Source organism: Actinomadura sp. K4S16, from assembly GCF_008327685.1.
In the GTDB taxonomy this organism is placed as follows: domain Bacteria; phylum Actinomycetota; class Actinomycetes; order Streptosporangiales; family Streptosporangiaceae; genus Spirillospora.
Genome location: NZ_BDDE01000016.1, coordinates 50,587 through 62,953, shown reverse-complemented (window position 1 = coordinate 62,953; position 12,367 = coordinate 50,587). Strand labels below are relative to the sequence as shown.

General features: G+C 72.0%; 11 protein-coding genes. 7 read left to right on the top strand and 4 right to left on the bottom strand.

Features of this window, described 5'->3' with window-relative positions; all coding sequences use genetic code 11:
• Positions 1 to 20: 20 nt before the first annotated feature.
• From K4S16_RS24270 to K4S16_RS24260, 3 genes are all read left to right on the top strand, one after another.
• Positions 21 to 1,466, top strand: a complete 1,446-nt coding sequence (locus K4S16_RS24270) for a cytosine permease (protein ID WP_149261340.1) — start codon at positions 21 to 23, stop codon at positions 1,464 to 1,466.
• A 333-nt stretch (positions 1,467 to 1,799) separates the two neighbouring features.
• Positions 1,800 to 2,363: a hypothetical protein gene (locus K4S16_RS24265; protein WP_149261339.1), complete on the top strand. Its 564-nt coding sequence runs from the start codon at positions 1,800 to 1,802 to the stop codon at positions 2,361 to 2,363.
• Between the two features lie 142 nt (positions 2,364 to 2,505).
• Entirely contained in the window at positions 2,506 to 4,257 is a 1,752-nt protein-coding gene (locus tag K4S16_RS24260) for a serine/threonine-protein kinase (RefSeq protein ID WP_200842080.1), read from the top strand.
• Between the two features lie 27 nt (positions 4,258 to 4,284).
• Here the strand turns inward: K4S16_RS24260 and K4S16_RS24255 are convergent, their stop codons facing one another.
• On the bottom strand, positions 4,285 to 5,829 hold the full coding sequence (locus K4S16_RS24255) for an AMP-binding protein (RefSeq protein WP_149261338.1): 1,545 nt from the start codon (positions 5,827 to 5,829) through the stop codon (positions 4,285 to 4,287).
• A gap of 23 nt (positions 5,830 to 5,852) precedes the next feature.
• The gene (locus K4S16_RS24250) at positions 5,853 to 6,767 is read right to left on the bottom strand and encodes an oxygenase MpaB family protein (protein WP_149261337.1); all 915 of its coding nucleotides are present in this window, start codon (positions 6,765 to 6,767) and stop codon (positions 5,853 to 5,855) included.
• Positions 6,768 to 6,892: 125 nt separating this feature from the next.
• Between K4S16_RS24250 and K4S16_RS24245 the strand changes: the two genes are divergently transcribed.
• Positions 6,893 to 7,510, top strand: coding sequence for a TetR/AcrR family transcriptional regulator (locus K4S16_RS24245; RefSeq protein WP_160161016.1), 618 nt, complete (start codon positions 6,893 to 6,895; stop codon positions 7,508 to 7,510).
• 24 nt (positions 7,511 to 7,534) lie between these two features.
• Here K4S16_RS24245 and K4S16_RS24240 read toward each other — a convergent pair whose 3' ends face one another.
• Positions 7,535 to 8,461, bottom strand: coding sequence for an NAD(P)-dependent oxidoreductase (locus K4S16_RS24240; RefSeq protein WP_149261335.1), 927 nt, complete (start codon positions 8,459 to 8,461; stop codon positions 7,535 to 7,537).
• 118 nt (positions 8,462 to 8,579) lie between these two features.
• On the opposite strand from K4S16_RS24240, the gene K4S16_RS24235 reads away from it, so the two are divergent.
• On the top strand, positions 8,580 to 9,152 hold the full coding sequence (locus K4S16_RS24235) for a cysteine hydrolase family protein (RefSeq protein ID WP_235037042.1): 573 nt from the start codon (positions 8,580 to 8,582) through the stop codon (positions 9,150 to 9,152).
• Positions 9,153 to 9,210: 58 nt separating this feature from the next.
• Here the strand turns inward: K4S16_RS24235 and K4S16_RS24230 are convergent, their stop codons facing one another.
• A complete protein-coding gene (locus K4S16_RS24230; RefSeq protein ID WP_149261334.1) occupies positions 9,211 to 9,939 on the bottom strand; it encodes a hypothetical protein in 729 nt (242 codons plus the stop codon).
• Positions 9,940 to 10,165: 226 nt separating this feature from the next.
• On the opposite strand from K4S16_RS24230, the gene K4S16_RS24225 reads away from it, so the two are divergent.
• Together K4S16_RS24225 and K4S16_RS24220 are read left to right on the top strand one after the other, a co-directional pair.
• A complete protein-coding gene (locus K4S16_RS24225; protein WP_235037041.1) occupies positions 10,166 to 11,734 on the top strand; it encodes a cellulose binding domain-containing protein in 1,569 nt (522 codons plus the stop codon).
• 141 nt (positions 11,735 to 11,875) lie between these two features.
• A complete protein-coding gene (locus tag K4S16_RS24220; protein WP_149261333.1) occupies positions 11,876 to 12,310 on the top strand; it encodes a Fur family transcriptional regulator in 435 nt (144 codons plus the stop codon).
• Positions 12,311 to 12,367: the final 57 nt, after the last annotated feature.

The following is a 12,367-nucleotide window of genomic DNA, read 5'->3' as shown; positions in this document are numbered from 1 at the left end:
ACGTCACGGACGGAGGAACCATGTCCAGCAACCAATCCGCACACCAGAGCCTTTCAGCCGAACCGGTTCGCTTGGAAGAACCGGTCCGCTTCGACGAACACGGAATCGAGCCGATCCCGGCCTCCTCCCGCGACTCCACGCCGTGGCAGCAGTTCTGGATCTGGTGCGGGGCCAACATCGCACCGATCAACTGGGTGCTCGGAGCGCTGGGCATCACGCTCGGCCTCAGCCTGCTGGAGACCCTGGTGGTCGTCGCGCTCGGCAACCTGGTCGGCTGCGCGGTCTTCGGGCTGTTCAACGTCATCGGCCACCGCACCGGCGTCAACCAGATGGTGCTCGGCCGCGGGCCGTTCGGCCGGCGCGGCGCCATCGTCCCCGGCCTGGTGCAGGGGCTGCTGACCATGGGATGGGTCGGCGTCAACACCTGGGTGGTGCTGGACCTGGTGATCGAGATCCTCGCCCAGATGGGGGTGCACGGCGGCACCGGGCTCCGCTACCTGGTGGCCGGGCTCATCATGGCCGCCCAGCTCGTCCTGGCCCTCTACGGCTTCTACGCGATCCGCACGTTCGAGAAGTACACCGTCCCGGCGACGGTGCTGGTCATGGTCGTCATGACCGGGCTGGCCCTGGGGCAGGCGGACCTCCACTGGACGACCGCGCCCGCCACGACGCCGGGCGACAAGTTCACCGCCGTGACCCAGCTGCTCACCGCCATCGGCATCGGCTGGGGCATCAGCTGGCTGCCCTACTCCGCCGACTACAGCCGCTTCGTCCGCCCGCGGTCCTCGGACCGGTCGGTCTTCTGGTCCACCGCACTCGGGATGTACGTCCCCACCGTGTGGCTGGCCGCGCTCGGCGCGTGCCTGGCGAGCGCGGGCGACGGCGGCGACCCGTCCAGCCTGGTGACCGGCACGTTCGGCGTGATGGCCGTGCCCGTGCTGCTGCTGATCATGCACGGTCCCGTGGCGACCAACATCCTGAACCTGTACTCGTGCTCGCTCGCCGCGCTGTCGGTCGGCATCCGGGTCGCCCGGTGGAAGGTGACGCTGGTGGCCGGGGCGGTGGCGTCCGCGGTGCTGGCGGTCTTCCTTCATGCCAGTAGCTTCGCCCAGGCGTTCGACCACTGGATGGCGTCCATCCTGGTCTGGATCAGCCCGTGGGCGGCCATCGTCCTGGTGGACTTCTTCGTGCTGCGGCGCGGCCGGATCGACGTGGCCACCCTCTACCGGGACGGCGGCGCGAACGCCCGGGCCCTGGTCAGCCTGGCCCTGGGGCTGGTGGCGGCGTGGGCGTGGCAGTTCGGCATGGTGCCCGCACTCCAGGGGCCGATCGCGCGGACGCTGGGGCACACCGACTTCTCCTGGCTCTCGGGCGGCCTGGTCGCGGGCGGGCTGTACTACGCGCTGGCCCGGCGCGCCCATCGGCAGGCGCCTCCCGCCCCGGCCCTGGCCGAGGAGGTCTCCTGACAGAGGTCTGAGGGGACCGCTCCTTTGGTCCCCGGTCCTGCACAGCCCACGGTGAGCCGCCGAGACCATCACGGTCGGCGGCTCACCGTGCGCATACCGTCGAAACCGACCCATCCTCGACGCGCCATCCATGTCTCCCGCACGCCAGGTTGTCGCATGGCGACCCGTCGGGGGCGGGAATGAACCAGGCGTCCCCGCTCGTGGAAATACCGCTCGCCCGCCTCTAAAATCGAACATATGATCGACTGAGCGGGAACCCTTCGAGCAGGGACCGGCACGGACCCCCGGGCCGGCAGGACCTTCGACGTACAGGACCTTCGAGGTAAGGCGGACATGCCGATGGCGTTCTCCCCCGAGGTGCTCCCAGCCGCCGTCCAGGCGCTCAGCGGCGCGCCGGCCCGTCACCACCCCGTCATCATGATCACTTGCGCCCCGGACGGGCGGCCCCGGGTCTGCGTCCCGGACTGGGGCGAACTCCGCGTCGTCGGCGACCGGCACCTGCGCGTGGCGGTCTGGCCCTCCGGCCCCACCGCGGCCGACCTGGACCGCGACCCGTCCGTCCTGCTGATCGTCACCGCCCTGTCCGAGGTCTACCTCGTCGACGCCGCGGCCCGCCGGCTGGAGAACGCCGCCATGGTGTGGGCGCACTACGAGCTCACGATCACCTCGGCGCGGACCGCCGACCGCGGCACCGTCCCGGCCTCGCCGTCCTTAAGGGACGACGCCCCGGAGGAGTACCTGACCCAGCGCCCGCCGAGGGCGGCTTCCGCGTTCGGAGGAAACGCCGTCGCGCGCCGACCCCGCCATCACCAGCCACCCCAGCGATCGCCGTGGGCCCGCCCTCCGGAGCCCGAGCCGAAGACCCCCCACCGCCGCACCGAACGCGCACACCCCTAGGCAGGAGCGGCGGACGGAACGTCCGATCAGCGGCGGACCGCATCGCCGCTGATGATCAGCAGACCGCCGGAGCCCTCGGTGGAGGCGATCTCCACGGAAGCCCGCACCCCTGGGGATGCGCGGGACTAGTCTGCTGATCTTGATGACACATCCCATCGGACAGGCCGAGATGGAACTGGGGGGCCGGTACCGCCTGGAGGCGCTCATCGGCCGCGGCGGCACGGGCGAGGTCTGGCGCGGATCCGACCGGCGCCTGCGCCGCCCGGTGGCCGTGAAGATCCTTTCGCTGGACGCGGGGACGGACGGGACCGCGGTGGCGCGGCTGCGGCGCGAGGCCGAGACGGCGGGAACGCTGCAGCATCCGGCCGTCACCGTCGTGTTCGACATCGGCGAGCAGCCCCACCCCGGCGTTCCCGGCGGGCACCTGGTCTACCTGGTGATGGAGCTGCTGGAGGGCCGCGACCTGCGCACCGTCCTCGGCGTCGCGCCCGGCGGCCTGCCGGTTCCGCAGGCGGTGTCGCTGGCCGCGCAGGTCGCCGAGGGGCTGGCCATCGCGCACGCGCGCGGCGTGGTGCACCGCGACGTCAAACCGGCGAACCTGTTCGTCCTGCCGGACGGCCGCGTGAAGATCTGCGACTTCGGCATCGCGTGGCTGGCCGACACCACCACCCGGCTGACCGTCGACGGCGGCACTATCGGCACGCCCCGGTACATGGCGCCCGAGCAGTTCGGCGGGGCGGTCGGCCCGCGCACCGACCTGTACTCGCTGGGCTGCGTCCTGTACGAGCTGCTGACCGGTGCGCCGCCGTTCACCGGCGGGGGCGGCATGGCGCAGCTGATGTACCAGCATCTGAACGCCGTGCCCGCGCCCCTGCCCGGCTCGGTGCCCGCGCCCCTGCCCGGCTCGGTGCCCGCGGAGCTGCGCGCGCTGGTCGCCGACCTGCTCGCCAAGGATCCGGAGGCCCGCCCGGCCGACGCCGCGACGGTCGCGCGGCGGCTGCGCGCGGTCGGCGCCGAGCCCGGAGGACCGCCGCCGATGCCCCCGATGCCGCCTGGAACGGGGACGGGAACGGCTGCGCCGGTGACGCGGGTCTCCGTGCCCGACGAGGCGACCCGGACCGACGGCGGGCGGCGCCCCGGGGGCAGAGGCCTCAAGGCAGCGGCGGCGGTCGGGGCCGCGGCGCTGGTCGCGGTGGCGGGCACCGCGTTCGCGGTCGCCTCCAACGGCGGCTCGGACCCGTCCCCACCGCCTCGTTCCAGCATTCCGTCCACTCCGAGCGGCACCGCGACCACCCCGACGAACGATGGCTGGCAGGTGGTCGTGTCGAAGGAGCGAGGGGTGGCCTACGAGGTGCCGTCCACCTGGACGGCGGGGTCCCCCGGCTACGAGATGGCGTACTTCGACGCGGCGGAGCAGCCGATCATCGGGGCGGCGAGCATCGCCTACATCAAGCAGGAGAACGGGGACGGGAACGGCTGCTACCTCGCCCTCGCCGGCGTGCGCGGTGGCACGGGCGGGATCGTCGGCGCCGCGCGGGGCCAGGCCGGCGCGCTGGCCCGGGAGGCCGAGAAGCAGGCGCGCCAATGGGCCCGGGGCGCGTTCAGCGTGCGGGGCAGGCCCCCGGTCCTGGACGCGGGCGCGCACCGGACCCTCGCCCTCGCGGGAGGCGTCCAGGCCCAGCTCCACTCGTTCACGGTCCGGTCGGTGGCCGGCGCGACCGAGTGCAACGCCGCCAGAGGCGGGGCCCGCGTCCACGTCCTGACGGCCGCATCGCGGGTCCCCGGGCGCAACGGCGGACCGTTCGCGTTCTCCGTCCTCACCGGCCCGGGCATCAAGTTCGCCGACCAGGACGTGGTCGAGAGGATCCTCCGCAGCGTCCGGCCGCTGGCGTAGCGGTCGTCGCCGTGGCGTGCGACGGGGTCAGGTGAGGTTGGAGGGACGGGACTCCCAGTAGGGGGCGCGCAGTTGGCGTTTCAGGGTCTTGCCCGAGGGGTTGCGCGGGATCTCGTCGAGCCGGTCGAAGCCCCTGGGGGTCTTGTAGGCGGCCAGGTGCTCCCGGCAGAAGTCGCGGAGCTGGTCGTCGGTGACGGTGCCGTCCTCCGCCTGGACGATGGCGGCGTGGACGGACTCGCCCCACTCGTCGGACGGGACGCCGAACACGGCCGCGTCGGCCACCGCCGGGTGGGCGGTGAGGACGGCCTCGATCTCGGCCGGGTAGATGTTCATGCCGCCCGAGATGATCATGTCGGTGCGGCGGTCGCAGATGTAGTAGAAGCCCTCCTCGTCGCGGTAGGCGATGTCGCCCACGGTCAGCCAGTCCCCGAGGCTCGCGTCCCGGAACTTGCCCTCGGCCTTGTAGTAGGCGTTGAAGGTGCCGGCGCCGCGCACGTAGAGGTCGCCGGGCACGTGCGGCTCCTCGACGGGGCGGCCGTCCTCGCCGAAGAGCGCGATCTCGACGCCGGGGGCGGCGCGGCCGCAGCTGCCGGGCTTGCGCATCTGGTCCTCGGGGCGGAGCACGGTGTCCACGCCCAGCTCCGTGGACCCGTACACCTCGAACAGGGAGTCCTCGCCGATCCTGTCGACGTACCGGCGCTTGAGCTCGAAGGGCCACGGGGCGGCATTGGCGATCATGCGGCGCAGCGAGGAGAGGTCCCGGCGGCGGATCGTCTCCTCCGGCAGGTCCACCACCCGGCGGATCGGGGTCGGCGCGGAGAAAGTGGTGGTCACCCGGTACCGCTCGACGAGGTCCAGCCAGAGTTCGGGGTCGAAGTCGCGCATCACGACCACGGTCCCGCCCATGAGCTGGACGATGAGCATGAAGCTCATCGGGCCCGAGTGGTAGAGCGGGCCGGTCGTGAGGTAGACGTCGCCGGGCTCGAAGCCGATCTCGCCGACCAGCCCGAGCACCAGGGCCGGGTCGGGCTCACCGCGCACGACGCCTTTGGGCTTGCCGGTCGTCCCGGACGTGTAGAACATCGAGGTGCCGGCCGCCGGGTCGGCGCCGCGGGCGACGGGCTCGGTGTCCGGGCTCCGCTCGGCCAGGGCGTCGAGCGAGGAGGCCCAGCCTGGTGGTTCGGAGCCCCACGCGAGCCAGGCGCGGACGCCGGTCGCGCGGTCGTGCGCCGCTTCCAGCTGGGGCGCCTGCTCCGCGTCGAACACGACCAGCGCGGCGTCGGCGTTCTCGACGACGTAGGACGTCTCCTCCGGGGTGAGGCGGTAGTTCAGCGGGACGCCGACGGCCCCGCACTTGCGCAGGGCCGAGATCAGCACGACGACCTCGGTGCTGTTGCGGCCGCACCACACGACCTTCGTGCCGGCCCGGACGCCGTGCTCGACCAGCAGGTTGGCGTACCGGTTCACCAGCGCGTTGAACTCGGCGTAGGTCAGGCGGCGCTCGTCCTCGACGACCGCGGTCTTCGCGGGGGCGGCGGCGGCCATCGCCGCGAGCGGGTCTTCGGCGGGCATGGTGATCGACCTCCTGCGGTGCTTCACATGGGCCGGCGCGCCAGGGCGCGCTCCAGCCGCTCCTCGGCGCGGGCCGCCTGCCGGGCGCGGTAGGCAATCGGCATGTAGCGGACCCGCTCGGGCAGCAGCGGCGTGCCACGCCCGATGATCTGCCCGGCCAGGCGCAGCCTGCGCTCGTCCGCCGCGGTCCACCGCAGGCCGAGCTTCTCGCGCGCCGGCGCCGGGAGGGTACCGACCGTGATCAGTCGTCCGAGCCGCCCGACGGCCGTGCTCAGCGGGGCGACCGCCGGACGCAGCGGCCCCGGCACGTTCGGCGGCACCTGGTCCATCTGCGCGAGCACCTCGTGTGCGACCTTGTGGGGGACGAGAGTGTTGGCCACCATGTCGTCGAAGTAGGCCCAGTAGTCGGGGATGCTCTCGGGCAGCATCCGCTCGGGCACCCGGAGGATCCTGCCCAGTTGGAGGAACTCCTCAAAGATCTGCTGTTCCTCGTCCGGGGTCAAGGGGGCGGCGGCGAAGTACTCGGCGGCGGTGACGGCGGCGTAGAAGCCGGTGAGGTGCACCCACGCCCACGGCTCGGCCGACAGCGCGTGGTGGCGCCGCCCTTCCTCGTCGACGGCGCTGAGCGGCTTGTGCATCTCGCGGAGCCGCTTGCCCTCCTCGATGGCGGTGCGCCCGCCGTAGACCCAGGTCTGCACCGAGGCGAAGCTGCGCGCGGCACGGCCGAGGGGGTCGGTGCGGAAGCTCGACAGCCGGTCGACCACGGTCCCGATCGCCGGGTGCATCACCTGGAGGATGAACACGCTGTTGCCCGCGATCGCCGAGGTGTAGAGCCCCATCTGCTCCCACAGAAGCGAACCGGGCCCGAACGGCGTCGGCTCGCCGGGGCGCTCCCGCTCGGCCGGCGGGTTCACGGGCGTCCCATCGGTCACCGTCATGCCGCGACCTCCTGACGAAGCGACTCCTGCCGCCGGCGGACGACCCGGCCGCCGGCGGGGCGGCTCCGGTAAGCTAAACGCGAATAAGCAGTCGCTTACAAGTCGCGTTTCGGAGGGATCGGCCGGTGGCGCGCTCACCTGGGCTCTCACCCCGCAGGACCCCCTCCCAGGACCGTTCGCGCCGCACGGTCGAGCGGATCCTGGAGGCCGCCACTCGCGTTCTGTCCGAGCGCGGGTACGACGGCGCCTCCACCAACCGCATCGCCAAGGCCGCAGGCGTCGGCAACGGGTCGCTGTACCAGTACTTCCCCAACAAGGACGCGATCGTCATCGCCGTCCTGGACCGCTTCGCGGACCGCCTCGCCGACCGGCTCGGCGCGGAGATCGAGGCCACGATGCGGCTGCCGTGGCAGGAGGCCGGGCGCGCGCTCCTGGACGTCCAGATCCGGCTGTTCGAGGAGAACGCCGACCTCCTGCGCATCGTCGTCGAGCAGGTGCCGCGGCTCGGCCCGTTCGACAAGCTCGCGGCCCTCCAGCGGCGGCTGACCGACCTGGTCCGCGTCTACCTCCTGCTCAACCGCGCGGAGTTCCGGGAGGACCTCGACATCGACGCCACGCTGTGGGTCATCACCGAGACCGTGGGGCTGCTGTCGATCAAGTACGTCCTGGACCGGCCGCCCATCCCGCACGAGCGGATGGTGGACGAGCTCGCCGACCTCATCATCGGCTACATCCGCGGCTGATCCCGGGCGCGACCGGCCCCGCGGCTACGCGCCGACCGCGGCGCGGAACCCCTCCCGCCAGCTCGGGTAGCGCGGCTCCCAGCCGAGCTCCTTCTTCGCCTTCTCGTTCGAGACGCCCCGCGCGCTGGTCATCTTGGACACGATGAACTCGCCGGCGAGCACTCGCCCGAGCCAGGCCGGCACCCGCATCGGCGGCTTCGCGCCCGCCACCTCGGCGAGGTAGGGCAGCCACTCCGCGACCGGCGCCGGGTCGTCGTCGGCGATGTTGTAGGCCCCCGGCGCGCCGCCCTCGATCGCCGCGAGCGTCGCGGACGCGGCGTCGGCGGTGTCGATGAACGACCAGACCCCCTCGCCACCGCCGACCACCGGCATCTGACGCTTCCGCACCATCTCCACCATGGAGTCCGAGGCGCCGGGCCCGTAGAAGGTGCCGTACCGTAGCACGATCCCCTCCGGCGACCTGAGCCGCACGGTCTCGTCCACGTACTTGATCGCCGCCACCGTCCGCGCGGCGGACGGGACGGGCCGCGTCTCGACCTCGTCGTCCTCGCTCTTCACCGGGCCGCCGGAGTGCGCGTACAGGAAGTTGTGGCCCTGCGCGACGACCCTGCGGACGCCCGCGGCCTCCGCGGCCTCCAGCAGGTTGTCGGTGCCCCGGGTCCGGAGCTCGTTGGTCGCGGCGAACTCCCGGTCGACCTTGCGCAGGCTCCCCATGTCCGCCAGCGCCGTCATCTGGTGGACGATCACGTCCGGCGCCGCGGCCCGCACCGCCGCGACCACGGCGTCGCGGTCCAGTCCGTCCAGGACGACCGCCTCCGCGCCCGTCCCGCGCAGGGCCGCCGCCTTGACGGGCGTCCTGGTGGTGGCGGTGACCTCGTGGCCCGCGGCGAGCAGTCCGGGGACGAGGTGGCGTCCCAGTGCCCCGGTGGCCCCCGTGACGAAAACTCGCATGCTCTTGTTCCTTCCCTTATGTGCTCCTCCCCTGAAGACGACCCGTCCATACGGGTCTGTGACATCCCCGCGCCGCCTTTTTCGTGGTCGAAGGGCGGGCGGACGCGCGGAAGAGGTGATGATTGCGGCCACCCTGACCGGGCAGGGCACGGCCGTGAGCACGAGCGCACTGGTCGTCATCGACATGCTGAACCCGTACGAGCACGAGGACGCGGACGCGTTGATCGAGAGCGTGCAGGAGGTGGTGGACCCCCTGCAGGGGCTGCTGGAGAAGGCCAGACGCCGGGACGACGTGCGCGTCCTGTACGTCAACGACAACTACGGCGACTTCTCGGCCGACCGGAAGGACCTCATCGACCGCGCGTTGAAGGGGCGGCGGCCCGACCTGATCGAGCCCATCGTCCCGGAGCCCGGCTGCGGGTTCATGTCCAAGGTCAGGCACAGCGCCTTCTACGGCACCGCGCTGGAGTACCTGCTGTCCCGCGAGAAGGTGGAGCAGGTCGTGCTCACCGGCCAGGTCACCGAGCAGTGCATCCTCTACAGCGCCCTGGACGCCTACGTCCGGCACTTCCGGCTCAGGGTGGTCGAGGACGCGGTCGCGCACATCGACGCGGACCTCGGCGACGCCGCGCTGCGCATGATGGAGTCGAACATGCGCGCCGAACTCGTCACCGCCGACCGCTGCTTCTGAGGCCCGGTACGCGGAACGCCCCGCCGTACGGGCGGGGCGTTCGCGCTTTGGAGCCGGGTCAGCGGACGTCGACGAAGTCGTCCAGGGACTTCTGGCGGTCGAAGTTGCTCGTGCCGGGGAAGTAGGCGCGCCAGTAGCCGTCCCGCTTGGCCGTGAACGCCTTGCGGAAGCCGCCGTCGCGGGCGGTCTTCGTCGACCCCATGTAGGCCCAGGACGCGGAGCCCTTGGGACGGAAGTAGACGCGGATCGTCTTGCCCGGGTACGAGGTGTAGCCGAGGGTGTTGTCGGCGAGCCGCTTCAGCCGGCCGGAAACGGTGATCGGGCGGCCCTTGCGCACGGGCTCCGGCGCCGCGTTGTAACTCTGGATCTTCGTGTCGTACTTCTCGTACCAGTAGTCCTCACGGCTTCCCAGGGCCTTGCCGCTCCTGTTGTAGGCGATGACCCGGACGCGCCATTTCCCGAGGTCCTCCACCTGGCTGGGGCAACCGACGCCCCAGCCGACCTGATATCCGGGCAGGACGCGCTTGTAGACCACGGCCGAGGGGGTCCGCCCGTTGGGGTCGATCAGGTAGGCCTTGGAGTAGGCGACCGTGGAGCCTTCGGTGCCCCACACCCAGACGTCCATGGCGCAGGCCTTGTTGTATTCCCCCTTTGATACGGAGAGGTGCTTCGGCACCTTGATGTGGAACTGCAGCGACTCGGCTTCCGCGGTGGTGGCGCCGGCGGCGGTGAGCACACCGGCGGCCAGGCCCAGCGCGACGGCGCCGGAAACGATTCTGGGAGGCATCGACGTACCGTCCTGTCCTGTTCTGAGACGCGGACGATCATGCCAGTGACTTCTGACATTCTCCATGGGATTTGCCGGACGGCGCGTTCCTGGGGCTTGCGGAGCGGCGGACCGATGGTTACGGTGCAGTCGGGTTTTATAGGAAAGTTTCCTATCAGATCACCGCACGACCGACTCGGGGCTCGGGGGATTCCCGCTCGTCCACGTCTCCTTCCCGGGAGTGACATTGCGAAGAAGAAGGCTTCTCCCCGGTTTCCTGCTCACCGCCCTCTGCTCCCTCGCCCTCGCCCTGCTCGTCCCCGTCCAGGCCGGCGCCGCCGCCTCGGTGACGGCGACCTTCACCAAGGCCTCCGACTGGGGCTCGGGGTACGAGGCCAGGTACACGATCAAGAACGAGACCGCCTCCGCCGTCAGCGGCTGGAAGGTCGAGTTCGACCTGCCGTCCGGCTCTTCCGTCGGGACCTACTGGGACGCGCTCCTCACCACGTCCGGGCAGCACGCCGCGTTCGCCGACCGCGAGTACAACGGCAGCGTGGCCGCCGGGGCGAGCGTCTCGTTCGGCTTCATCGTCAACGGGGCCGGGACGCCGCAGAACTGCACCGTCAACGGCGCCTCCTGCACGGGCGGCGGCACGCCTCCGCCCGGCACGCCCTCCGCGCCCGGCGCGCCGACCGTGACGGCCAGGACCGACACCTCGCTGACGCTGTCGTGGTCTGCCTCCTCCGGCCCCGTCACCGGCTACCGCGTCTACGAGGGCACCGCCGTCAAGGCCACCGCCACCGGGACCGGCGCCACCGTCGGCGGGCTGACCGCCTGCTCGGAGCACACCTACACGGTGAAGGCGTACAACACCGCGGGCGAGTCCGCGGCGAGCGGCCCGGTCACGGCCGCCACGACCGGCTGCACGGAGCCGCCGCCCGCGAGCCGGCGCGCCGCGCCCTACCTGTACATGGGCTGGGGCGACCCGCCGAGCCCGTCCACCGTCATGAGCGCCACCGGGATCAAGTGGTTCACGATGGCGTTCATCCTCTCCAGCGGCGGCTGCAACCCCGGATGGGACGGGCAGCGCCCGCTCAAGGGCGGCGTGGACGAGCAGGCGATCGCGCAGATCCGCGCGGCCGGCGGCGACGTGCTGCCGTCCGTCGGCGGCTGGTCGGGCAACAAGCTCGGCCCGAACTGCTCCACGCCCGAGGCGCTGGCCGGCGCGTACCAGAAGGTCATCGACGCCCACGGGCTCAAGGCCGTCGACATCGACATCGAGAACAGCGACGAGTTCGAGAACGCAGCGGTCCAGGACCGCATCCTCGGCGCCCTGAAGATCCTCAAGCGCAACAACCCCGGCCTGCAGACAATCCTGACGTTCGGCACGACCACCACCGGGCCGAACTACTGGGGCAAGCGGCTCATCGGCCAGGCCGCGGCGCTGCAGGCGGACGTGGACGTGTTCACGATCATGCCTTTCGACTTCGGCGGCGGCGCGGACATGTACGGCAGCACCGTCAACGCGTCCGAGGGGCTCAAGGCGGAGCTGAAGTCGGCGTTCGGCTGGTCGGACGCCACCGCCTACTCGCACATGGGGATCTCCGGCATGAACGGCCTGTCCGACCAGCAGGAGCCGACCTCGACCGCGACCTGGACGAAGATCCGCGACTGGGCGAAGTCCAAGGGCCTGGCCAGGCTGGCGTTCTGGTCGGTCAACCGGGACCGGCCCTGCCCGGGCGGCGGCGTGGCCGAGAACTGCAGCGGCACCGACCAGCAGCCCTGGGAGTTCACCAAGATCACCGCCGGTTTCTGACCGGCCCCCCGGCGGCCCGCGTCCCGGCTCGGGGCGCGGGCCGTGCCCGCTTCCGGCCGCGCCCGCGTCGCGGCCGCCCGGCTAGACTTGCCTCATTTGTTGACTTAAGTGAATCGCGTTTGTGAGGGAAGGTTCGGCGCCATGACCGCGTCCCAGACCCCGTCCACCGCCGAGGATCTGCGCGGTGCCGGCCTGCGGGTGACGGCCGCCCGCGTGGCCCTGCTGGACACCGTCCGGGCGGGCGACCACCTCGGCGTCGAGGCTCTGGCCGAGGGCGTGCGCGACCGCGTGGGCCACATCTCCTTGCAGGCGGTGTACGAGGCGCTCCACGCGCTCACCGCGGCGGGGCTGGTCCGGCGGATCGAACCGGCCGGGAGCCCGGCCCGGTTCGAGGGGCGCGTCGGCGACAACCACCACCACCTGGTGTGCCGCGCCTGCGGCGCGATCAGGGACGTCGACTGCGCCGTGGGGCACCCGCCCTGCCTCGACCCGGTGGACGACGCCGGATACCTGGTCGACGAGGCCGACGTCACGTTCTGGGGCCTGTGCCCGGCGTGCCGGACGGACGCCGGCTGACCCGGCCGCACCCGGAGCCCGCCCCCCCCCCCCCCCGCGTCCCGCGTCCTCGCGAAC

Excerpts from the sequence above, each read along its gene's own strand:
- K4S16_RS24270 (WP_149261340.1), top strand. The coding sequence starts at position 21 with ATGTCCAGCAACCAATCCGCACACCAGAGCCTTTCAGCCGAACCGGTT.
- K4S16_RS24265 (WP_149261339.1), top strand. The coding sequence starts at position 1,800 with ATGCCGATGGCGTTCTCCCCCGAGGTGCTCCCAGCCGCCGTCCAGGCG.
- K4S16_RS24260 (WP_200842080.1), top strand. The coding sequence starts at position 2,506 with ATGACACATCCCATCGGACAGGCCGAGATGGAACTGGGGGGCCGGTAC.
- K4S16_RS24255 (WP_149261338.1), bottom strand. The coding sequence starts at position 5,829 with ATGCCCGCCGAAGACCCGCTCGCGGCGATGGCCGCCGCCGCCCCCGCG.
- K4S16_RS24250 (WP_149261337.1), bottom strand. The coding sequence starts at position 6,767 with ATGACGGTGACCGATGGGACGCCCGTGAACCCGCCGGCCGAGCGGGAG.
- K4S16_RS24240 (WP_149261335.1), bottom strand. The coding sequence starts at position 8,461 with ATGCGAGTTTTCGTCACGGGGGCCACCGGGGCACTGGGACGCCACCTC.
- K4S16_RS24235 (WP_235037042.1), top strand. The coding sequence starts at position 8,580 with ATGATTGCGGCCACCCTGACCGGGCAGGGCACGGCCGTGAGCACGAGC.
- K4S16_RS24230 (WP_149261334.1), bottom strand. The coding sequence starts at position 9,939 with ATGCCTCCCAGAATCGTTTCCGGCGCCGTCGCGCTGGGCCTGGCCGCC.
- K4S16_RS24220 (WP_149261333.1), top strand. The coding sequence starts at position 11,876 with ATGACCGCGTCCCAGACCCCGTCCACCGCCGAGGATCTGCGCGGTGCC.